The sequence below is a fragment of the Streptomyces sp. NPDC021020 genome, assembly GCF_044333285.1.
Classification (GTDB): Bacteria; Actinomycetota; Actinomycetes; order Streptomycetales; family Streptomycetaceae; genus Actinacidiphila.
This window is the reverse complement of record NZ_JBIRQQ010000008.1, coordinates 507235-530053: the sequence shown is the minus strand read 5'-3', so window position 1 is coordinate 530053 and position 22819 is coordinate 507235. Positions and strand designations below refer to the sequence as shown.

The window sequence follows — 22819 nt, the reverse complement described above, 5'->3', positions numbered from 1 at the left end:
TCGGGCCCCCGCGATCACCACGGTCCCCTCGGCGGCCGTGATTCTGTGGCGGCGGCGGTCCGTCGCATCCTGGCCGGCGCCCCCCCCCGCCCCGGGGGCCCCGGGGCGGCCTGCCCCCCCCACCCCCACCTCCGACGGCCCCCACGCCGCGCGAGAGAGGTTTTTCCATGCTGCACTCCCCGTACAGCACTCCCCCACCGTCCGTCCGGCGGCGGCCGTCCGCGGCGCAGGCCCGGCTGGCCGCCCTCGTCGGTTTCGTCCTGGTCATGGCGCTGGCGCTGGTGGCGGCGCCGCGCATCGCGCACGCCGCCGACCCGGTCCTGCTCTCGCAGGGCAAGCCCGCGACCGCGTCCTCCACCGAGAACGCCGGCACCCCCGCCTCGGCGGCCGTCGACGGCAACGACGGCACCCGCTGGTCCAGCGGCTTCACCGACCCGCAGTGGATCCAGGTCGACCTCGGCTCCAGCCAGGCCGTCAGCCGGGTCGACCTGCACTGGGAGACGGCCTACGCGAAGGCCTTCCAGATCCAGACCTCCACCGACGGCGCGAACTGGACGAACGTCTACTCCACGACCACCGCGACGGGCGGCAACCAGTCGCTGACCGTGACCGGCACCGGCCGCTACATCCGGGTGTACGGCACCCAGCGTGCCACCGCGTACGGCTACTCGCTGTGGGAGTTCCAGGTCTACGGCGGCACCTCGGGCGGCGGCACCGGCGGCACCACCGGCGGGGGCGGCACCACCCCGGGGGCGTGCGGCAACTCCGGCGCGGCCACCGGCAAGCCGGCCACCGCCTCCTCCACGCAGGACGCCGGCACCTTCCCGGCGTCGGCGGCCTTCGACGGCAACGCCGGCACCCGCTGGTCGTCGGCCGCGTCCGACCCGCAGTGGATCCAGGTCGACCTCGGCTCGGCGCAGGACGTCTGCGGGGTGACGCTCAACTGGGAGGCCGCGTACGGCACGGCGTACCAGATCCAGACGTCCGCCGACGGCACCAACTGGGCCACCGCCTACTCCACCACCGCGGGCAAGGGCGGCGTGGAGACGCACGACTTCACCGCGCACACCCGCTACGTGCGGGTCTACGGCACGCAGCGCGCCACGCAGTGGGGCTACTCGCTGTGGGAGGTGCAGGTCCTCTCGCCGGGCGGCGGGGAGACCGAGCCGCCCGGCGGCGGCACCGGCGGTGACGGCGGCAACGGCGTCTGCCCGTGGGTGGGTTCGACCGCGCCGGTCGCCGACCGGGTGGCGCAGGTGCTGTCGCACATGACGCAGGCGCAGAAGCTGACGATGCTGCACGGCAACGGCCAGGCGTACCCGTACATCGGCAACACCGACGCGATCGCCTCGCTGTGCATCCCGGCGATGGGCTACCACGACGGGCCCAGCGGGGTGGGCGACGGCTTCGGCGGGGTGACGCAGCTGCCGTCCGCGGTGTCGTCCGCGGCGACCTGGGACACCTCACTGCAGAAGCAGTACGGCACGGTGGCCGGCAACGAGTTCGCGGGCAAGGGCGTGGACGTGGCGCTCGGCCCGACGATGAACATCGTGCGCGACCCGCGCTGGGGCCGGGCCTTCGAGACGTACAGCGAGGACCCGTACCTGAGCGCCCAGATGGCGACCGCGAGCATCCAGGGCATGCAGAGCCAGGGCGTGATGGCGCAGGCCAAGCACGTCGCGGTCTACAACCAGGAGACCAACCGCAACGGGCCGGCCGACAACGCGATCGTCGACCAGCGCACGCTGCACGAGATCTACCTGCCGGCCTTCCAGGCGGCGGTGAGCAAGGGCGCGTCGGCGTCGGTGATGTGCGCCTACTCGACCGTCAACGGCGTGTACGCGTGCCAGAACGCCGACCTGCTGAAGAAGGGCCTCTACCAGGAGGCGGGCTTCAACGGCTTCGTCACCAGCGACTGGGGCGGCGCGCACTCGACCGTCGACGCGGCCAACAACGGCATGACGGTGGAGATGCCGGGCGGCTACTTCTACGCCGACTTCCTGGCGCAGGCGCTCGCCAACGGGCAGGTCAGCCAGGCGACGCTGGACACCATGGTCACCCGGGTGCTGACGCAGATGTTCGCCTTCGGCGTCTTCGAGAAGCACAAGACCGGCAACCGCGACTCGGTCGTGACCAGCGCGGCGCACCAGACCACCGCGCGGCAGGTCGCCGAGCAGGGCTCGGTGCTGCTGAAGAACGACGGCGGCGTGCTGCCGCTGGCGGGCGCGAACGCGACGTCGATCGCGGTGATCGGTCCGGACGGCGGCGCGGGCGTGCGCAGCGTCGGCGGCGGCAGCGCCACCTCGACCAGCTCGGGCACGATCGCGCCGATCGACGCGATCAAGAAGCGGGCCGGCACGGGCGCGTCGGTGACGTACAACGACGGTACGGACGTCACCGCGGCCGTGAACGCGGCGCGGGCGGCGAAGGTCGCCGTGGTGTGCGTCGGCTACGGCGAGAACGAGGGCACCGACCAGGCGAACATCGATCTGCCGAACAACCAGAACGCGCTGGTGCAGCAGGTCGCCGCGGCCAACCCGAACACGATCGTGGTGCTCAACACCGGCTCCGCGGTCACCATGCCGTGGCTCGGCCAGGTCAAGGGTGTCGTCGAGGAGTGGTACGCGGGCCAGGAGGTCGGCAACTCGCTGGCGGCGCTGCTGTTCGGCGATGTCAACCCGTCCGGCAAGCTGCCGGTGACCTTCCCCGCGTCGCTGAACGACGTGCCGGCGCACACCGCGGCGCAGTGGCCGGGCCAGGGCAACGTGCAGTACAGCGAGGGCCTGAAGGTCGGCTACCGGTGGTACGACGCGCAGAACATCACACCGCTCTTCCCGTTCGGCTTCGGCCTGTCCTACACCTCGTTCTCCTTCTCGGGGCTCCAGGTGGGCGCGCTGGACGGCAGCGGCAACGCGACGGTCAGCGCGACCGTCACCAACACCGGCAGCAGGGCGGGCGCCGAGATCGCCCAGCTCTACGTCGGCGACCCGGCCTCCACGGGCGAGCCCGCCAAGCAGCTCAAGGGCTTCCAGCGGGTGGACCTCCAGCCCGGGGCGAGCGCGAAGGTGACGTTCACGGTGAGCGCGCACGACCTGGCGTACTGGAACACCTCGTCGTCGTCCTGGACGACGGCGGCGGGCGGGTACCAGATCATGGTCGGCGACTCGTCGCGGAATTTGCCGCTGACAGGCACGCTGAACGTGGCGACCGCGATGAGCGCGAAGACGGTCGACGCGGCGGCCACCGCCAAGGCGTCGGTGACCGTGGCCAACCCGGCGGGCATGAGCGGCCCGAAGGGCGCGGCGGTACGGCTGCCGGTCACGGCGGCCTCGTCCACGGGCGCGGCGCTGTCCTTCACCGCGGAGGGCCTGCCGGCCGGGGTGTCGATCGGCAAGGACGGCGTGATCTCCGGGACGCCGACCGCGAAGGGCACCAGCACGGTGAGCGTGACGGCCACGGACGGCAAGGGCGCGGCGGACACCGCGACCTTCGTCTGGACGGTCACCTGACCGCATGACCCCGGCCGGGGCCCGAGGGCGGGCCCCGGCCGGTTGTGAAGATCCGGCGTATGTGCCGCGCGACTCTGCCTCCCCATGGGTGAAACCGATTCCCCGTGGGGAGGCAGATGTACATGACAAAGCGGAGCCGGGTGGGCTCAGCGGCCGAACCACACGGTCGTGACGTTGCAGAACTCGCGGATGCCGTGCCCGGACAGCTCGCGCCCGTAGCCGGAGCGCTTGACGCCGCCGAACGGGAAGGCCGGGTGCGAGGCCGTCATGCCGTTGAAGAAGACCCCGCCGGCCTCCAGATCCCGCGCGAAACGGCGCTGCTCGGCCTCGTCGCGCGTCCAGACGTTGGAACTGAGCCCGAACGGGGTGTCGTTGGCCAGCGCCACGGCCGCGTCCAGGCCGCTCACCCGGTAGAGCGTCGCGACCGGGCCGAAGGCCTCCTCGCGGTGGATGCGCATCGCCTCCGTCACCCCGGTCAGCACGGTCGGCTCGTAGAACCAGCCGTCCGGCTGCGCCTCGGGGCGGCGGGCCCCGCACAGCGCCTCGGCGCCCCGGTCGAGCGCGTCGCCGACCAGCTCCTCCAGATCCGCGCGGCCCTGCTCGGTGGCCAGCGGGCCGACGTCCGTGGACAGGCTCGTCGGGTCGCCGACGCGCAGCGCGCTCATGGCGCGGGCGAAGCGCTCGGCGAAGCGGTCGTGGACGTCCGTGTGCACGATGAAGCGCTTGGCGGCGATGCAGGACTGGCCGTTGTTCTGCACCCGGGCGGTGACCGCGACCTCGACGGCGCGGTCCACGTCGGCGGACGGCATGACCACGAAGGGGTCGCTGCCGCCCAGCTCCAGCACCGTCTTCTTGACCTCGTCGCCCGCCACCGCGGCGACCGCGCGGCCGGCGCCCTCGCTGCCGGTGAGGGTCGCGGCGGCCACCCGCGGGTCGCGCAGCACCGCCTCGATCGCGCCCGAGCCGACCAGCAGCGTCTGGAAGCAACCGGCCGGGAAGCCCGCACGGCGGAAGAGGTCGCCGAGGTAGAGAGCGGTCTGCGGCACGTTGGAGGCGTGCTTGAGCAGCCCGGTGTTGCCCGCCATGAGCGCGGGCGCGGCGAACCTGACCACCTGCCAGAGCGGGAAATTCCACGGCATCACCGCGAGGACGACACCGAGCGGCCGGTAGCGGACGTACGCGCGGCTCCCGCCGCTGTCGGCGACGTCCTCGGGGTCCGGGAACTCGTCGGCCAGCAGCGCCTCGGCGTGCCCGGCGTACCAGCGCATCGCCTTGGCGCACTTGGCCGCCTCGGCGCGGGCGGCGGCCAGCGTCTTGCCCATCTCCAGCGTCATGGTGTGCGCGATCTCGTCCTGCTCCTTGTCGAGCAGGTCCGCCGCCGCGCCCAGCAGGGCGGCCCGGTGGGCGAAACCGGTCGTCCGCCACTCCCGGAAGGTGTCGTACGCGGCGGCGATCCGCTGCTCGATCCCGGCCGCGTCGAGCGCGTCGAAGGTACGGACCGTCTCCCCGGTCGCGGGGTTCACGGTGGCGATCGGCATGCTGCTCCTCCTCCTGCCGCGGGCCTGACCGGGCGGGCGCGGCGAGCCGGCGCCCACCAGGCGCGGGTACCCGCGCGGGGGCGGTCCATGCGGCGGTGCCGCCATCCTTCCCGCTGCCACCGCGCGCCACTCCCGGCCGGGCCGGGGCGGCGGCCGACGGCACCCGCCCGGCGCAACCGGACGGCCCGCCGGTCGCCCGTCCGGCCCAACCGGACCGTCCGCAGGTCGTCCGTCCGGGTGAATCGCACGCGATCTCCCGGCGGCGGCGGGGAGCCGACCGGCAGCGTTCATTCCCCGGTAACGCACGCCACATCAGTCACCGCTTCTACGCGCGCAGAATCTCTCCCGCACCCCCACCCACCGCCCCCCACCTGGAGGTTGACGGATGCCCGGCACACGTAACCCGCACTCGCGCCGCAGGGCCGCGCTCGCCGCGACCGCGCTCCTGGGCGCCGCCGCCCTGGCCGCGGCCGGCCTCGCGACCGGCAGCGCGCAGGCCGCACCGAACACCGCGGCAGGCACGGCCGCTCCCGCCGCGGCGGCCACCCACCGGGTGCTGTTCGACAACACCAAGGCGGAGACGGCCGGAAACGCCGACTGGATCATCAGCACCAGCCAGCCCGACCCGCTCGGCCAGAACGGCTCGCCCGCCAAGGAGACCGACTGGACCGGCGCGCTGTCCTCGTGGGGCGTGGCCCTGCAGAAGGCCGGCGGCTACAGCCTCGCGACCCTGCCGTCCGGCCGCACCATCACCTACGGCAGCAGCTCCAACGCGCAGGACCTGAGCAACTTCGACACCTTCGTGCTGCCCGAGCCCAACGTGAAGCTCACCGCCGCGGAGAAGACCGCGGTCATGAACTTCGTCAAGAACGGCGGCGGGCTGTTCCTGATCTCCGACCACAACAACAGCGACCGCAACAACGACGGCTGCGACTCGCCGTGCGTGATCAGCGACCTGCTGTCGAACAACGGCGTCGACAACACCGACCCGTTCGGCTTCACCGTCGACAAGCTCGACATCAGCACCGACAACCCGCGGGCGGTCGCCGACGCCTCCGACCCGGTGCTGCACGGGCCGTTCGGCACCGTGACCGGCAGCATCCTGCGCGACGGCACCACCTTCACGCTCAACCCGTCCGACAACTCCGCGGTCAAGGGCCTGCTGTACCGGACCGGTTACTCCGGCAACACCGGCGCCTTCTTCGCCACCAGCACCTTCGGCAGCGGCCGGGTGGCAATCTGGGGCGACAGCTCCCCCGCCGACGACGGCACCGGCCAGTCCGGCAACACCCTCTACGACGGCTGGAACGACCCCGCGGGCACCGACGCGGCACTCGCCCTCAACGCCACGGCGTGGCTGTCCGGCTCCGGCGGCACCACGACCACCCCGCCCACCACTCCCCCGACCGGCGGCGGCACCTGCACCTCCCGCCAGTTGCTGGCCAACCCCGGTTTCGAGTCGGGCACCTCCTCGTGGTCGGCGACCAGCGGCGTGATCAACAACGACAGCGGCGAGGCGGCGCACAGCGGCTCGTACAAGGCCTGGCTCGACGGCTACGGCACCGCGACCACCGACACGCTCTCCCAGTCGGTCACGATCCCGGCCGGCTGCTCCGCGCAGCTCAGTTTCTACCTGCACATCGACACCGCCGAGACCGGCAGCACCGCGTACGACACCCTCAAGGCGCAGGTGCTCAACTCCTCGGGCACCGTGCTGAGCACGCTCGCGACGTACACCAACGTGCAGGCGGCCTCCGGCTTCACGCAGCGCTCCTTCGACCTGAGCGGCTACGCGGGCCAGACCGTCACGGTGAAATTCACCGGGACCGAGGGCTCCAAGCTCCAGACGTCCTTCGTCATCGACGACACGGCGCTCACCGTGAGCTGAGCCGCTCGCGCCGCCACCCCGCCGCCCGGACGGTGTCAGCCGCCGTCCGGGCGGCGGCCGTCCCCGGTGGCCCGGTCCTCGGCGCCGCCGTCCGCGGGGCCGAACTCGCACCACACCGCCTTGCCGTCGCCGCGCGGCTCGACGCCCCAGCGCACGGACAGCGCGTCGATCATCAGCAGCCCGCGCCCGGACGTCGCCGCCTCGCCCGGCGAGCGGCGGCGCGGCCAGGTGCTGGAGCGGTCCTGCACCGTCAGCCGGATCCGGCGGACCGGCTCCGGCAGCACCTCCAGCGTCAGCACCGCGCCGCCCTCGGTGTGCAGCAGGACGTTCACCAGCAGCTCGCCGGCCGCCAGCTCGACGTCGTCGGCCAGGTCCGACATCCGCCACCCGGCGAGCGTCTGGCGCAGCGCCCCGCGCGCCTCGGCCAGCCCCTCCGGGTCGGCCTGGTGGACGTAGGAGTGCATCCGCGGCGCGGTGCCCGTCCCCGGGTCGGGGTCGCGGCGCACCACGAGCAGCGCCACGTCGTCCTGCGACCCCCAGCGCTCCCACAGGTTGCCCGCGAGGTGGTCGGCGAGCCCGTCGGCGTCCTGCGGCCCGTCCCGTACGGCCTCGGCGAGCACGTCCATGCCGACCGTGATCTCCTGGCCGCGCTCCTCGACCAGCCCGTCGGTGCAGAACACCAGCGTCTCGCCGGGCACCAGGTCGAGCCGGGTCTCGGGGAATTCGTGCATGTCCATGGTGGTGGCCACGCCCAGCGGCAGGCCGCCGCGCACGTTGGGCCAGCCCGTGCGGCCGTCGGTGTGCCGTATCAGCGGGCCGAGGTGACCGGCGCGTACCGCGCGCACCGCGCCGGTCGTGAGGTCCAGTTCGGCGTAACTGCACGTCGCGAAGCGCTCGGTGTCCAGCTCGGCGAGGAAGCGCGAGGCGCGGGCCAGCACCGTCGCGGGGGCGTGGCCCTCGGCGGCGTACGCGCGCAGCGCGATCCGCAGCTGGCCCATGACGGCGGCGGCGTGCGTGTCGTGGCCCTGGACGTCGCCGACGACCAGGCCGACTCGGTTCTGCGGCAGCGCCACCACGTCGTACCAGTCACCGCCGACCTCCCGGCCGCGCGAGGCCGCGTGGTAGCGGACCGCGATGCCGACGCCGTCGAAGCGCGGGATGTCGCGCGGCAGCATCGCGGACTGCAGCCCGGTGGCGAACTCCCGTTCGCGGTCGAAGAGCATCGCGCGCTGCAGGGACTGCGCCACGATCGCGGCGAGGGACGCGTACAGCTCCCGGTCGTCGTGGCCGAACTCCCGCTCCTCCCGGTAGAACAGCCCGAGGGCGCCGATCGAGCGGCCCTGCGCGATGAGCGGCAGGAACGCCGCGGAGGCCATGCCGGAGGCCGCGAAGTACGCCTTCCCGGCCGGGAAGCGCTCGGCCAGCTTGTCCAGCGAGGTCGCGAAGCGCGAGCGCATGGTCATCACCACGTCGTCCAGCGGCAGCGACCCGTCCGAGCGCCGTACGGCCAGCTCGCCGGTCCACGGGTGCGGCGCGCCGGTGGACCCCAGGACCCGCAGGTTGCCGCCCTCGACGAGGGCCAGCAGCATCGCGTCGGCGCCGAACCGCTCCAGGCCGCCCGCGCCCGTGACGACGGCGGTCACGTCCTCGACCGTCACCGCCCGCGACAGTGCCTCGGTGGTCAGCCGCACGACCGGGGCGAGGCTCTGCCGCACGCCGTCCGCCGCCCGCCCCGCGGGCATCTCGGTCGCCTGCACGTCGGGTGTCTGCGCCAGCTCCTCGGTGGCGTCCCGGACGATGCCGACGATGCGGTAGGCGTTGCCGCGGCTGTCCCGCAGGATCGTGCCCTGGGTGTGCGTCCACTGCTTGGCGCCGTCCCGCCGGGTGATCTGGAAGTAGCCGCCGTAGCTGCGCAGGCCCGACTGGAGCGCGCGGCGCAGCGCGTAGTCCACCCGGGCGCCCTCCTCGGGCGCGACGCGCAGGACCAGCGACTCGGGGCGCCCGTCGAACTCGCCGGGCCGCAGGTCGAAGACCTCCAGGCCGACCTCGTCGAGTTCGAAGACGCCGCGGTCCAGATGCCAGTCGAAGCTGCCCATGCCGTTCAGGGCCAGCCGCTCCCCGAGGCCGATCTCCGGCTCGGGGGGCCGGTCCGCCTCCACCACGGGTCCGACCCGGGGGTCGTACCCGCTGCGGGCCGGCGGCTTGCTCGCGCTCACTCACTCTCCGGGAGCTCGGTATCTGCGGTGCGCCTCGGTTGTCCATTATGCCCCGAATGCCGGGTTCCGTACGAGGCCGGGCCCGCGGATCGGACGGGCGGCGGGGCCGGGGCTGCAGGAGCGATCGGGGCCGCAGGAGCCGTCGGGCCGGTCGGGGTCACGAAGGCGAGGGACACCAGGCCCGGCGGGGCGCCGAGGCGGGCAGGGGCGTCGACCGCGGGGAAGCGGTCGACCAGCGCGTCGAAGACGCGGTACGCGCTCGCCGCGTCACCCGCCGTGACCACCACATGCACCAGGCCGGGCTCCCGCAGGCATTTCCAGTCCTCCCGCAACCTTCCACTCCTCTCACCGGGGTCCGTTCGCCGGGAGGGACCCCGGGGGCGGGGGCGCAGTTGCAGCCGGGGGCGGGGTTCACCCCCACGGGGGCGCGCGCGGGGCGCGCCGGGGGGCGCGCGGGATACGGAGCCGGGAGCGCGGGCGGCATGGGCACGCGGGGGGCGGGTACGCGAAGGGCGACCGGAACGCGATCCACGGAGCTGAGGCTGCGATGACCACACCTTTCCCCGACACCTATCCGCCGGTGCCGGTGCCGCCCGAGGAGCCGGTACCGGGCCCGGAACCGACGCCGACACCCGAGCCGCACCCGGTACCGGGGCCCGTACCGACGCCCCCGTCGCCGACCCCGCCGGCGCCCGTGCCGCCGTCACCCGAGCCGACCCCGCAGCCGGGGCCGCCGCCGATCGACTGACCGGCGCGACAGCATCCCGGCGGCACCCCGCAGAGCCGGGGCCGGAAATGCGGGAATACCCGGCAGCGCACGCGCGTGTCGTACATGAAATCGAACGAACAACCCGTTCAGGTGACATTCGAAAATACGCTCGACCGTTCATCATTAAGGTCGATAATCCGCATGTATCGCGAGCATGACATCTCATAACACCGCAGGTGAGCGTGTCGTGCCCGTGAACGCCTGCGTTTGCCCATTCCGCCCCTGCCGATCTTCTCCGCAGGACGGTCACAATTCCTCCGCGCGGTGATCCACCATGGGTCCCGGAGATACGGCCGGAAAAGTGCCGTTGCGAGTGGGAGTACGCCGATGGGGAATCGGCGGCTGCCGGGGGAGAAATTCATGGGCAGAAGTGTGCGTGCCGCGGCGGTCGCAACCGCCGCGGCACTGGTCGGCCTGGCCGTCGCGCCGTCCGCGGCGCGGGCCGCGGCCGTCACCCCGCGGGTGGACCTGCGGGTGCTGGTGGTGGACGACGGGGGGCCGGCCACCGCCGCGGTCACCGCGGAGCTGGACGGCGCGGGGACCCCGTACACCACGGTGGACCTCTCGGCGCCGGGGCGGCCGGTGATCACCGCGGGCTTCCTGAGCGACACCGTCGCCGGGCGGCCGCGGGCGAAGTTCCAGGCCGTGGTGCTGCCGAACGAGAACCCCTTCGGGGCGGGCTCGGCGGAGATGGCGGCGCTGGCCGCGTACGAGTCGGCGTACGGCATCCGGCAGGTGGACGCGTACACCTACGCGTCGCCCGCGGTCGGGCTGGACTACACGCAGAACGGCGGCTTCATCGGGCAACTCGACGGCGTCCAGGGGCAGGTGACCGCGCAGGGCGCGGCCGGCGACTTCGGCTACCTCAAGGGGGCGGTGCCCTTCGAGGACAACGACCCCTACCAGGCGGAGAGTTACGGCTACCTGGCCGCGCCGCTGGCCGACCAGGCCGCGGGCGCGTCCTTCACGACGCTGGTGGACGCACCCGTGCCCGGCAGCACCCGGCGCGGGGTGCTGGTCGGGCAGTACACCCACGACGGGCGCAGCGAGCTGGTGATCCCGTTCGTGTACAACCAATACCAGCAGCAGTTCCGGCTGCTGGCGCGCGGGATCGTGGAGTGGATGACGCAGGGCGTCCATCTCGGCGCCGACCGCAACTACTTCGAGGTGCAGGTCGACGACGTCTTCCTGGCCGACGACCGGTGGAACGCCACTCTCAACTGCACGCCGGGGGACGTCGACTGCCCGATCGGCACCGGCGATGACGACGACCCGATCCGGATGACCGCGGACGACGCGGCCTACGCGAAGCAGTGGTCGGCGGCGCACGGCTTCACCTTCGACTTCGTCTTCAACGGCGGCGGCAGCGAGGACTGGAAGTCCGACCACGGCACGGCCACCGACCCGCTCGCGACCCGGCTGCTGGCCGACAAGAACTCCTACCGCTGGGTCAACCACACTTATCTGCACCCCTTCCTGGGCTGCGTCCAGGACGTGACCGTGGTGCCCTGGCGCTGCGAGACGACCGCGGGCGGCGCCACCCAGTGGGTGAGCAGGGCCGACATCACCGCCGCCGTCAAGGACAACCGCACGTGGGCCGCCTCCCACGGGCTGTCCCTGGACAACACCGAGCTGGTGACGGGCGAGCACTCCGGTCTGAAGGTCCTGCCGCAGCAGCCCGCGGACAACCCGAACCTCGCCCCGGCGCTCAGCTCGCTCGGCGTGGAATACCTCGCGAGCGACAACTCCCGTGAGCCCGACCAGCGGACGGTGGGCCCCGCGGTCACGGTGCCGCGCTTCCCGATGAACGTCTTCTACAACGCCGGCACGGCGCAGGAGGAGACCGACGAGTACAACTGGATCTACACCAACGCCGCCGAGGGCGGCAGCGGCGCGTGCACCACGTCCGGCAACTCCACCTGCCTGCCGGCCCCGCTGGACCCCTCGACCGGCTACGCCTCGTACATCGTGCCGCTGGAGGCGCGCATCGACCTGGGGCACGTGCTGGGCAACAACCCGCGCCCGCACTTCATCCACCAGTCCAACCTCGCCGAGGGCCGCATCGCCTACCCCGTGCTGGAGCGCGTCCTGGACACCTACGCGGGCCTCTTCGCCGCGAACACCCCGACGGTCAACCTGCGCACCGCGGACATCGCCACCGAGCTGCAGCGCCGGGCCGCGTGGAGCGCGGCGTGGAAGGGCAGCAAGGTGACCGCCTACCGGATCGGCGCCGCCGTCACCGTGAGCGCGCCGTCGGGGGTGCAGATCGACGCGACGATGCCGGCCGGCACCCGCCAATCCCAGCTGCTGGGCTCCACCGCCTTCGGCACCGCCTACGCGGGCCGTACGTCCGGCTGGGCCGCGCCCGGCCTGCTCCAGACCGCGGTGACGCTGGCACTGCCCGCGGCCGCCGTGCCCACCGCCACTCCGGCGGCCGCGCCCCGCACGGCCGCCCGGCCCGCCGCCCCGGCCGTGCGGCTGCCGGTGCCGCGCGGTGTCGCCGACGCGGTGCCCGCGGGCCCGGGCGACAGCGCCCGCGGCTGACGGACAGGGCGGGTGCGCGCGGATCCGCGTCCCGGGCGCACCCGCCCGCCTGTACACCTCCCTGTACTTCCCTGTACCTCCCGACGCCGGTACGTCCGCCCGCCGGTACGTCCCGACGCCCGTACACCGTGACGCCCGTACATCCCGACGCCCCGAGACCCGTACGTCCCGACCCCCGTACACGCCGACGCCCACAGGCCCCGACGCCGCCGCGTCCCGACGCCCGTACGCCGTACCGCCCGCGGCCAGGCGCCCGTACCGGCTGCCGGTGCCGCCCGCGCCCCGACGCTCCGCGCCCCAACGCCCCCGCACCGCACCGCCCTTGCGCCCCGGCCCGTACCGACCCGTCCAGGGGGACACCACGTCATGCACGCAATTTCCGGCCTGCCCGCGGCGCGTCTCGCGCACGTGACGCTGCTGACCGAGGGAACGTACCCGCACAGCGCGGGCGGAGTGAGCGTCTGGTGCGACCAGTTGGTCCGCGCGATGCCCGACGTCGACTTCCGCGTCAGCGCCGTCACCGCCACCGGCGGCGAGCCGCCCGCCTGGCAACTGCCCGCCAACGTCACGGCGGTGGACGAGCTGCCGGTGTGGGGCGACACCCCGGCCGGGCGCGAGCCGCGCGGGCGCGACCGGCGCGCCCTGCTCGCCGCGTGGGAGCGGCTGCTGACCGCGCTGCTCGCCGAGGGCGGCGGCGACGACGAGCTGTTCGGGCCCGCCCTCTACGAGCTCGGCGGGTGGGCCGGGGCGGGCACCCTGTCGGCGGGGCTGCGCTCCGAGGCGGCGGTGCGCACCCTGGCCCGGCTGTGGCGGCGGCCAGGGACGGACGCCGCGGCCTCCCGGCCGAGCCAGTACGACGCGCTGACCGGCACCGACCTGCTGGAGCACGCGCTGCGCCCGCTCGCCGGCGCCCCGCCGACCGGGGTGGCGCACGCGGTCAGCGGCGGGCTCGCGACGCTGCCCGGACTGCTCGCCCGGCACCGCGACGGGGTGCCGCTGCTGCTCACCGAGCACGGCGTCTACCAGCGCGAGCGCTACCTCGGGCACCGCACCGGGCCCTACCGCTGGCCGGTCAAGTCGCTGATGCTGCACTTCTTCCGGCTGCTCGCCCGCGAGGCGTACCGGCACAGCGCGCTCGTCACCCCCGGCAACCGCTACAACCGGCGCTGGGAGGAGCACGGCGGCGCGGCCCCGGACCGCATCCGCACGGTCTACAACGGCGTCGACCCCGCGGCCTTCCCCGTCGCCGGGCCCGAGCCGGAGGCGCCCACGCTCAGCTGGGCCGGGCGGATCGACCCGATCAAGGACCTGGAGACGCTGATCCGCGCGTTCGCGCTGGTCCGCCAAGAGATACCCGAGGCGCGGCTGCGTATCTTCGGCGGCACCCCGCGCGGCGGCGAGGACTACCGGGCGCGCTGCGAGGCACTCGCGCGCGAGCTGGGCGCGGGCGGCGCGGTGAGTTTCGAGGGCCGGGTCGACGACATCCGCACCGCCTACGCCGCCGGGCAGGTGGTGATGCTCTCCAGCATCAGCGAGGGCTTCCCCTTCACCCTGATCGAGGCGATGTCCTGCGGGCGCTGCACCGTCTCGACCGACGTCGGCGGGGTGCGCGAGGCGGTCGGCGACGCCGGCCTGGTCGTGCCGCCGCGCGACCCGGCCGCCATGGCGCTCGCCGCCCTCGCCCTGCTGCGCGACCCGGCCCGGCGCGCCGCGCTCGGCGAGGCGGCGCGGATCCGGGTCATCGACCGCTTCACCCTGCGCCGGACCGTGGAGTCCTTCCGGGCCATCTACGCCGACCTGTCCGGCGCCGGGCCGCGGTCGGCCCGCGCCTGCGCCGGTGTGACCTGGCTGCCGCGGCTGTGGCGCCCGGCCGCCGCGCCCGCGGCGGCGGAGGGCACGGCGTGAGCGGCGCCGTGCGGCTCGGCGCGAGCGAGGTCCCGGACGGGGCGGTGCGGCCGCGCACCTCGCCGCGGTGGACGGTGCTCGACCCGGACGCCGAGGTCGCGGAGCTCGCGGAACGCCTCGCCGACAGCTGCGCGGGCGCGGCGCACGCCGAGGAGATCGCCGCGCTCCTGGAGTCCGAGGGGCTGACGGACGAGCAGATCACCGGGCGCTACCGGCACCGGGACCTCTTCTCGCTCGCCGAGGCGCTCTTCGCACGGGTGCCGCGCGCCTATCCCGAGCCGGAGCCCGCGCCGGACCCGTGGAGCACCGGTCTGCTGCGCTGTGTGCTGCGCGGTCTGACCTTCGCGCTGCCCGGTGTCGCCTACCTGCTCGGCGCGCGCTGGGCGGACGGGCCCGCGGGCCCCTTCGGGGTGACCGCGGCGGTCGCGGGCTGGGCCGCGGCGGCGCTGGTCAGCTGGGGCTGGAACCAGGCCCTCGCGCACCGCGCCGGGCTGCTGCTGCTCGCCCGCCGCCCGCACGCCGCCGCCCGCTGCCTGCTTGTCGGCGGGGCGCTCGGCGTCCTCCCCGCCACGGCGGCCGCGCTCGCCCTGACCGGCACCGCCCGCCCGGCCGCGCCGCTCTTCGCGCTCGGCCAGGCGCTGTACACGGCGGCGGCCACCGCACTGCTGGTCCTGGGCCGCGAACGCCTCCTGCTCCAGGTCCTCGCGCCACTCGTCCCGGCCGCCGCCCTCGGCGCCGCCGACCTCCCCTCCGCCGTACCGGCCGCCCTGCTCTCCGCGACGGTCGCGGCGGCGGCCGCCGCGGCCGTACGGGCGGCGCTGGACGCGGGCGGGCCGGCGGCCACGGCGGGAGGGCCGGCCCGCGCGGGCGGCGCCGTACCGTCCGGCAGGCGCGGCATCCTGCGCCTCCGGCGTCCGGATCCGGCGGCGGACGCGGGGGCCGTGCCGCTGCTGCGGTCCTTACCGCTCGGGGTCGGGGGGCTGGCCGCCGGGGTGCTCGTGGTGGGGGCGGCGCTCGCCGGGGAGCTGGTGGGGGCGCTCACCGTGAGCATGGGGGTGGCCGAGTGGCTGCTCTTCCGCTTCCGCAGCCGCTGCCTGGGCGCGCTGCGGGCGACCGGGGTGGCCGAGCGGCTGCTCGCCAGGTCGTGGCGGGTGCTGGCGCGCTGCCTCTGCGCGTACGCGGCCGCGCTCGCGCTGCTCGCGGGCGTCGAGTCCGCGGTGCTGCCGGGGGCCGCCGCGTGGGACGCGCCGCACGTGGCCGTCCTGCTCGCGCTGGGCTGCGCGCTGTGGCTGGCCCTGCTGCTCCAGTCCTGCGGGCGGCCCTGGACGTCCGCCGCCGTCCTGTCCGGGGCCGCCGTGACCGCCCTGGCACTGGCGGCCGCGCACATCGGGACGCCGGGCACCGTGCTCGGCCTGGCGAGCGCGGGCGCCGCGGCCGTCCTGCTCGCCGCCGCCACCACGGTCACCGCGCGCGTGACCACCCACCGCTGAACCGCGCACCACACCGCACCCGCACGTCACCGCACCGCATCCACCTCTTTGCCCAACCCCCTTACACCACCGAGGAGATCCACCGTGTCCACCCCGACTCCCGTCGCCGTCACCGGCGCAGAGGGCTTCATCGGCTCGCACCTGGTCGAGGCGCTGGTCGCCGCCGGCCGCCCGGTGCGGGCGATGGTGCAGTACAACTCCTTCTCGTCGCAGGGCTGGCTGGACGACCTGCCGGCCGATGTGCGCGACCACGTCGAGGTCGTGATGGGCGACGTCCGCGACGCGGGGTCGGTACGCGAGCTCGTCGCGGGCTGCGACACCGTTTACCACCTGGCCGCGCTGATCGCGATCCCGTACTCCTACCGCGCGCCCCGCAGTTACGTCGACACCAACGTCACCGGCACCCTCAACGTCCTCGAAGCCGTACGGGAGTCGGGCATCGCGCGGCTGGTGCACACCTCGACGAGCGAGACGTACGGCACCGCGCAGACGGTCCCGATCACCGAGGACCACCCGATCCGCACCCAGTCGCCGTACGCCGCGTCCAAGGCCGCCGCCGACCGCCTCGCGGACAGCTACCACGCCAGCTTCGGCACCCCGGTGGTGACGCTGCGCCCCTTCAACACCTACGGGCCGCGGCAGTCGATGCGGGCGGTGATCCCGACCGTGATCGGGCAAGTGGCCGCCGGGGAAAGGACGGTGACGCTCGGCGACCTGCGCCCCACGCGGGACTTCCTGTTCGTCAAGGACACCGCCGCCGCCTTCCTCGCGGTCGGCACCGCACCCGCCGAGCGCGTCGTCGGCCGAACCTTCAACGCGGGTACGGGCGGTGAGATCTCGGTCGGCGAACTCGTCACGCTCATCGGCACGTTGATGGACGCCGACCTCGCCGTGCTGGAGGACCCGCAGCGGCTGCGCCCGGCGGGCTCCGAGGTGATGCGGCTGGTGTGCGACGCGGCCCGGCTGCGCGAGGCGACCGGCTGGGCGCCCGCGTACCGCCTCGACGAAGGCCTCGCCCGCACCGTCGACTTCTTCCGCGACCCGGCGCACCTCGCGCGCTACCGCACCGCCGCCTACCACGTCTGACGTCCTGTCACTCTTTCGCCGCGAACGACCACCCCTGGGGGAAACCGCCATGCACGCTGTCATCCTCGCCGGAGGCAAGGGCGTACGGCTGCGCCCGTACACCACCGCGCTGCCCAAGCCGCTCGTGCCCATCGGCGACAGCCACGCGATCCTGGAGATCGTGCTCCGGCAGCTGGCCGGAGCCGGGTTCCGGAGCTGCACGATCGCCATCGGCCATCTCGGCAGCATCATCCGCGCCTATGTCGGCGACGGCTCGCAGTGGGGCATCGCCGTCGACTACGCCACCGAGGACAGTCCGCTCGGCACGATGGGCCCGCTGCTGACGATGCGCGACGGCCTGCCCGAGCACTTCCTGGTGATGAACGGCGACATCCTCACCGACCTCGACTTCGGGCACCTGCTGCGCGGCCACTCCGCCTCCGGGGCGCCGCTGACGATCGCGACCTACCCGCGCAGCGTCACCATCGACTTCGGCGTGCTCACCACCGACGAGGGGCAGGTGGTCGGCTTCACGGAGAAGCCGAGCATGAACTACCGCGTCTCGATGGGCGTCTACGGGGTCTCCCGGAGCACCCTCGCCCGCTACACCCCGGGCCTGCCGCTCGGCTTCGACGAGGTCGTGCTCGATCTGCTGGCCGCCGAACAGCCGCCGCGCGCCCATGACTTCGAGGGCTACTGGCTCGACATCGGCCGCCCCGACGACTACGACCGGGCCAACGCCGAATTCAGCAGCCTGCGCCCGCTGCTGCTGAAGGGAGCGTGAGGGCGGTGCGCAGGATCCTGGTGCTCGGCGCCCGCGGCTTCCTCGGCGGCCCGGTCGCCGCCCGGCTCGCGGCGGAACCGGACGTGACGGTGCTGCGCGGCAGCCGCCGCGAGGCCCCCGGCGAAGGGGCCGCGGCCGACCTCGGGGTGGACCTCGGCTCGGTGCCGGTCGACCTGCTCGCCGCCGCGCTCGCCGGGCTGCGCCCGGACGCGGTGGTCAACTGCGCGGGCCTGGCCGCGGGTCCGGCCAGCGCACTGGCCGCCGTCAACGCGCGGGGCCCGGCGGCGCTCGCCGAGGCGATGGCGGCGGCCGTACCGCGGGCGCGCCTGGTCCACCTGGGCTCCGCCGGCGAGTACGGGCCCGGCCTGCCCGGCGAGCCGTTCACGGAGACCGCCCCGGCGCGCCCCGCCGGGGTCTACGGGGCGACGAAGCTGGCGGGCACCCTCGCGGTGACCGGGGCGGGCCTGGACGCCGTGGCCCTGCGGGTGTTCAACCCGATCGGGGCGGGCGCCCCCGCGTCCGGCCTGCCCGGCCGGCTCGCCGCGGCCTTCCGCGCCGCGCCGCCGGACGGCGTCGTACGGACCGGCGACCTGGGCGCGTACCGTGACTTCGTGGACGTGGCGGACGTGGCCGAGGCGGTGGCCCTGGCGGCTGTCGCGCCCGGTCCGCTCCCCCCGGTGCTGAACGTCGGCTCCGGCGTCGCGACGCCGGTGCGCGACCTGGTCGCGGAGCTGGCCGTGCGGTGCGGTTTCACCGGCCGGGTCGACGAGTCGGGCGCGGGTTCCGAGCGCTCGGCGGCGGTCTCGTGGGTGCGGGCGGACGTGTCGCTGGCCGCCACCGCGCTGGGCTGGCGCCCCGTACGCACCCTCCACGACTCCCTCGCGGCCCTCTCCCGGGCCGCCGCCCCGGCGGGAGCCCGCCCGTGACGCCGCCCGGCACGCTCCTGGTGCCGCTGTACGTCCACCCCGCCGTCGACCCGGACGCCTGGCGCGAGCTGGAGCGCTCGGCCGGACGCCTCTACGGGGTGGTGCTCAACGTCGCCGACGGGCCCGGCCGCACCGCGCCGGACACCGCCTTCACCGCGGCCGCGCGGCGGCTGCGGGCCGCCGGGGTGCGGCTGTTCGGCTACGTCGACACCGACTACGCCACCCGGCCCGTGCAGGACGCCGCGCGCGACGTGCGGCGGCACCGGGAGTGGTACGGCGTCGGCGGGGTCTTCCTCGACCGCGCCGCCGCCGGACGCGACCGCCTGCCCTACTACCGGCGGCTCGCCCGGGCCGCCCGGCTCGGCGGCGCCCGCACGGTCGTCCTCAACCCCGGGGTGCACCCCGACCCCGGCTACGCGGACGTCGCCGACCTGCTCGTCACGTACGAGGGCAGCTGGACGGACTACGGCGCCGCGGCCGTTCCCCGCTGGACGGCCGCGCACCCGCCGGGCCGCTTCTGCCACCTCGTCTACGACGTCCCCGGCGACGCCGCCGCCCGCGCCGTGGCCCGCACCGCCGCCCGCCGCGGCGCCGGCGTCCACTGCGCGGTGCCCGGCGCCCCGCCCAACCCCTGGCAGCACTCCCCCGCCGCCCCGGAAGCGGCATGACCCGCCGGCTGCGCGGGTGGCTCGCCGCCGCGGTGCTGCTCCTCGCCGGGTGCACCGCGGGCGGCGGGCCGCCGCGCCCCGACGACCACCGCGCCGCGGCGGAACGGTGGCAGCCGCGGCCCGGGGTCGCCTGGCAGTGGCAGCTCAGCGGCACGCTCGACACGAGCGTCGACGTACCCGTCTACGACATCGACGGCTTCGAGAACGACGCCGCCGCCGTCAGCCGGCTGCACGCCGCCGGACGCCACGTCATCTGCTACGTCAACGCGGGCGCGTGGGAGTCCTTCCGTCCCGACGCCAAGGACTTCCCCGCGGCCCTGCTCGGCCGCGGCGACGGCTGGGACGGCGAGCGCTGGCTCGACATCCGCGCGCTCGACCGGCTCCGCCCGCTCATGGCGGCACGTCTCGACATGTGCCGCACGAAGGGCTTCGACGCCGTCGAGCCCGACCTCCTCGACGGCTGGACCAACACCACCGGCTTCCCCCTCACCGCCGCCGACCAGCTCGCCTACAACCGCATGATCGCCGCCCTCGCCCACGACCGCGGCCTCTCGGTGGCCCTCAAGAACGACCTCGGCCAAGTGCCCGACCTGCTCGCCGACTTCGACTTCTCCGTCGACGAGCAGTGCGCCCAGTACGACGAGTGCGAGCGGCTGGCGCCGTTCGTGGCCGCGGGAAAAGCCGTCCTGCACGTCGAATACGACCTGCGCACCGACCAGTTCTGCCCCGCGGCGCGCAAACTCGGCTTCAGCTCCATGCGGAAGCGCTTGGCGCTGGACGCTTGGCGGGAGCCGTGCTGAGCCCCTTGCCGGGGCGGGGGTGCCCACCGGCCCGGTGGGGCGGTGCTGTTGTGGCCGGACCCACGGCCGGCGGGGGTGCCACCGGCCCGGTGGGGCCGTGCTCTTGCGGCCGGACCCGCGCGCCGGTGGGGGGTTGCTCGCGCAGTTCCTCGCGTCCCTGGGGGGTGCCCTCTGCGCGCAGGGTGAGCGTTTTTAAGGGGCGCGGGGAACTGCGCGGCCCGCCCCCACCGGCCGGTGGTCCGGGGCGGACCGGGTTGCCCCTTTGGGTCGGTGGCGACGCGCTGGGTGCGTTGTGGTTGCTCGCGCAGTTCCTCGCGCCCCCGGTGTACCCGGCGGGGCATCGCGCGCCTGGCGCGGGGGTGGGGTCGGGGGCCACTCCGGGGGTACCTCCTCGGAATGCGCGTCCGACCTCATACGTATCCGCGACGGAGTCGCTGCGCATTCCTGCGGGGGCACCCCCGGATCGTCCCCCTCTCGGCCGGAGGGCGGGTGCCGGCCGGTGGGGGTGCGCGTTTTCGGGGGCGGGCGGGTCCTGCGTCGGGGGGAAATCGGGTGGGCGGCAGGGCAGACTGCGGGGATGGGTGAGAAGGGTGTGCTCGTGGTGGACGAGGCGAATGTCGTGGGGTCGGTGCCGGACGGGTGGTGGCGGGATCGGCGGGGGGCGGCGGAGAGGTTGCGGGATCGGCTGGTCGGCGTGGCGGCGGGTGGGCTCGGGGTGGGGAGTGGGGCGCCGGAGTGGGCGGTCGGGGTGCCGGTCGAGGTTGTGCTGGTCACGGAGGGGCAGGCGCGCGGGGTGGCGTCCGTGCCCGGCGTGGAGGTCGTGGAGGCCCCGGGCAGCGGGGACGACCTGATCGCCCGGCTCGCGGCGGAGACCGCGGGCCGCCCGTGCCTGGTGGTGACCGCCGACCGGGGGCTGCGGGCCCGCGTCGAGGCGGTGGGCGCGCGCTGCGTGGGTCCGCGGGCGGTCCGTCCCGCCTAGGACTTCCGCGTCCGAAATCCGCCAGCCTGCCGCCCGCCGGGCGGCGATACTGGAACGCATGATGACCGAGGACAGCAGGTACGAGGCGGTACGCAGCCGGGACGCCCGCTTCGACGGCGTCTTCTTCTTCGGCGTGTCCAGCACCGGTATCTACTGCCGCCCGAGCTGCCCGGCGATCACCCCCAAACGGGTGAACGTCTCCTTCTACCCCACCGCGGCCGCCGCGCAGGGCGCCGGCTTCCGGGCCTGCCGCCGCTGCCGCCCCGACGCGGTGCCCGGGTCCGCCGACTGGAACGCGCGCGCGGACGTCGTCGGCCGCGCGGTGCGGCTCATCGGCGACGGCGTCGTCGACCGCGAGGGCGTCGCGGGCCTCGCCAGCCGGCTGGGGTACAGCGCCCGCCAGGTGCAGCGGCAGCTCAACGCGGAGCTGGGCGCGGGCCCCATCGCGCTGGCGCGGGCGCAGCGCGGGCACACCGCGCGGGTGCTGCTGCAGACCACGTCGATGCAGGCCGCGGACATCGCCTTCGCCGCGGGATTCGCGAGCGTGCGGCAGTTCAACGAGACGATCCGGGAGATCTACGCGGCCACGCCGACCGAGCTGCGGGCCGCGCGCCCCGCGCCGGCCCGGGAGGCCCGCGCCTCCGCGGCGGGCGTGCCGCTCCGGCTCGCGTACCGCGGGCCGTACGACACGGGCTACGTCTTCGGCTACCTCGCCGCGCGGGCCGTCCCCGGCGTGGAGGAGGTCACCGGCGAGCCGGGCACGCGGACGTACCGCCGCACGCTGCGGCTGCCGCACGGTGCGGGTGTCGCGGAGGTCGGCGAGCGGCCGGGCCGCGGCGGCTGGCTGGACTGCCGGCTGCACCTCGACGACCTGCGCGACCTCACGACGGCGACGCAGCGGATGCGGCGGCTCTTCGACCTCGACGCCGACCCCTACGCGGTGGCCGAACGGCTGGGCGCGGACCCGGCGCTGGCCGAGCGGGTCGCCGCGCGGCCGGGGGTGCGGGCGCCGGGCAGCGCGGACCCGGAGGAGTTCGCCCTGCGGGCGGTCCTGGGCGAGGGCGAGGCCGCGGCGGCGGCCGTCGCCGCGTACGGGGAGCGGCTCGCGCATCCGCGCGGTACGCTCACCCGCCTCTTCCCGCGCCCCGCGGACCTCGCCACCGCGGAGCTCGCGGAAATCCCCGCGGACGTACGGCCCTTGCTGCGCGCCCTGGCCACCGGGCTGGCCTCCGGCGAGCTGCGGCTCGACCCCGGCGCCGACCGCGACGAGGCGGAACGCGCGCTCCTCGCTCTGCCGGGCATGCCCCCCGAGTGCGCCGCCCTCATCCGCATGCGCGCCCTCGGCGACCCCGACGTCCTCCTCCCCCCCACCCCCGACACCCCCTCCTGGCACCCCTGGCGCACCTACGCGTACCACCTGCGGCGGCCGCTCCCCTGACACCCCGCCGGGTGCCCCCGCGTCCTTGCGCCCCAAGCTGCCACTTGCGGTGGCCTGCGCGACCTCCCCACCGCGGTGGCCGAGCGCGCAGTTCCCCGCGCCCCTTTTGCGCCGCGGGCTGCCCCGCGGGGTGCTTTGCGCGATCTTCCGCCCGCTGTGGCTGGTCGCGCAGTTCCTCGCGCCCCTAAAAGACGGCGCACCCTTCACACGTGACAGCGCCCCCACCGGCAGGCAGCCGCTACTCCGGCCGGGAGGGGGACGATCCGGGGGTGCCCCCGGAGGAATGCGCACAGCTCCCCG

General features: G+C 75.0%; 14 protein-coding genes. 12 read left to right on the top strand and 2 right to left on the bottom strand.

Features of this window, described 5'->3' with window-relative positions; translation table 11 throughout:
- Positions 1 to 167 precede the first annotated feature (167 nt).
- Positions 168 to 3509: a glycoside hydrolase family 3 C-terminal domain-containing protein gene (locus ACH4SL_RS26045; protein WP_398449600.1), complete on the top strand. Its 3342-nt coding sequence runs from the start codon at positions 168 to 170 to the stop codon at positions 3507 to 3509.
- 146 nt (positions 3510 to 3655) lie between these two features.
- On the opposite strand, the gene ACH4SL_RS26040 is transcribed toward ACH4SL_RS26045, so the two are convergent.
- Positions 3656 to 5047, bottom strand: coding sequence for an NADP-dependent succinic semialdehyde dehydrogenase (locus ACH4SL_RS26040; RefSeq protein ID WP_398449598.1), 1392 nt, complete (start codon positions 5045 to 5047; stop codon positions 3656 to 3658).
- A gap of 385 nt (positions 5048 to 5432) precedes the next feature.
- Between ACH4SL_RS26040 and ACH4SL_RS26035 the strand changes: the two genes are divergently transcribed.
- Positions 5433 to 6935, top strand: a complete 1503-nt coding sequence (locus ACH4SL_RS26035) for a hydrolase (RefSeq protein WP_398449596.1) — start codon at positions 5433 to 5435, stop codon at positions 6933 to 6935.
- 35 nt (positions 6936 to 6970) lie between these two features.
- Here the strand turns inward: ACH4SL_RS26035 and ACH4SL_RS26030 are convergent, their stop codons facing one another.
- A complete protein-coding gene (locus ACH4SL_RS26030; RefSeq protein ID WP_398449668.1) occupies positions 6971 to 9097 on the bottom strand; it encodes a SpoIIE family protein phosphatase in 2127 nt (708 codons plus the stop codon).
- A 1183-nt stretch (positions 9098 to 10280) separates the two neighbouring features.
- Here ACH4SL_RS26030 and ACH4SL_RS26025 point away from each other — a divergent pair.
- The 10 genes from ACH4SL_RS26025 to ACH4SL_RS25980 all read left to right on the top strand — a co-directional run bounded on the left by ACH4SL_RS26025 (position 10281) and on the right by ACH4SL_RS25980 (position 22519).
- Entirely contained in the window at positions 10281 to 12464 is a 2184-nt protein-coding gene (locus tag ACH4SL_RS26025) for a hypothetical protein (RefSeq protein ID WP_398449594.1), read from the top strand.
- 366 nt (positions 12465 to 12830) lie between these two features.
- Complete coding sequence (gene pelF / locus ACH4SL_RS26020) at positions 12831 to 14369, top strand: GT4 family glycosyltransferase PelF (protein ID WP_398449591.1); 1539 nt, start codon at positions 12831 to 12833, stop codon at positions 14367 to 14369.
- Complete coding sequence (locus tag ACH4SL_RS26015; protein WP_398449589.1) at positions 14366 to 15859, top strand: hypothetical protein; 1494 nt, start codon at positions 14366 to 14368, stop codon at positions 15857 to 15859. Before pelF ends, ACH4SL_RS26015 begins: the two co-directional genes overlap by 4 nt.
- 84 nt (positions 15860 to 15943) lie before the next feature.
- Positions 15944 to 16945, top strand: a complete 1002-nt coding sequence (locus ACH4SL_RS26010) for an SDR family NAD(P)-dependent oxidoreductase (protein WP_398449587.1) — start codon at positions 15944 to 15946, stop codon at positions 16943 to 16945.
- Positions 16946 to 16994: 49 nt separating this feature from the next.
- Positions 16995 to 17708, top strand: a complete 714-nt coding sequence (locus ACH4SL_RS26005) for a sugar phosphate nucleotidyltransferase (RefSeq protein WP_398449585.1) — start codon at positions 16995 to 16997, stop codon at positions 17706 to 17708.
- Positions 17709 to 17713: 5 nt separating this feature from the next.
- Positions 17714 to 18634 (top strand): NAD-dependent epimerase/dehydratase family protein, encoded by a 921-nt coding sequence (locus tag ACH4SL_RS26000; RefSeq protein ID WP_398449583.1) that lies wholly within the window; start codon positions 17714 to 17716, stop codon positions 18632 to 18634.
- Positions 18631 to 19302: a spherulation-specific family 4 protein gene (locus tag ACH4SL_RS25995; RefSeq protein WP_398449581.1), complete on the top strand. Its 672-nt coding sequence runs from the start codon at positions 18631 to 18633 to the stop codon at positions 19300 to 19302. The genes ACH4SL_RS26000 and ACH4SL_RS25995 overlap by 4 nt, the downstream gene beginning before the upstream one ends.
- Positions 19299 to 20102 (top strand): endo alpha-1,4 polygalactosaminidase, encoded by an 804-nt coding sequence (locus ACH4SL_RS25990; protein ID WP_398449579.1) that lies wholly within the window; start codon positions 19299 to 19301, stop codon positions 20100 to 20102. The genes ACH4SL_RS25995 and ACH4SL_RS25990 overlap by 4 nt, the downstream gene beginning before the upstream one ends.
- 577 nt (positions 20103 to 20679) lie before the next feature.
- Positions 20680 to 21081 carry an NTP pyrophosphohydrolase gene (locus ACH4SL_RS25985; RefSeq protein WP_398449577.1) on the top strand — a complete coding sequence of 134 codons (402 nt, stop codon included), beginning with the start codon at positions 20680 to 20682 and terminating at the stop codon, positions 21079 to 21081.
- 61 nt (positions 21082 to 21142) lie between these two features.
- Complete coding sequence (locus ACH4SL_RS25980) at positions 21143 to 22519, top strand: bifunctional transcriptional activator/DNA repair enzyme AdaA (protein WP_398449666.1); 1377 nt, start codon at positions 21143 to 21145, stop codon at positions 22517 to 22519.
- The last annotated feature ends 300 nt before the right edge of the window (positions 22520 to 22819 follow it).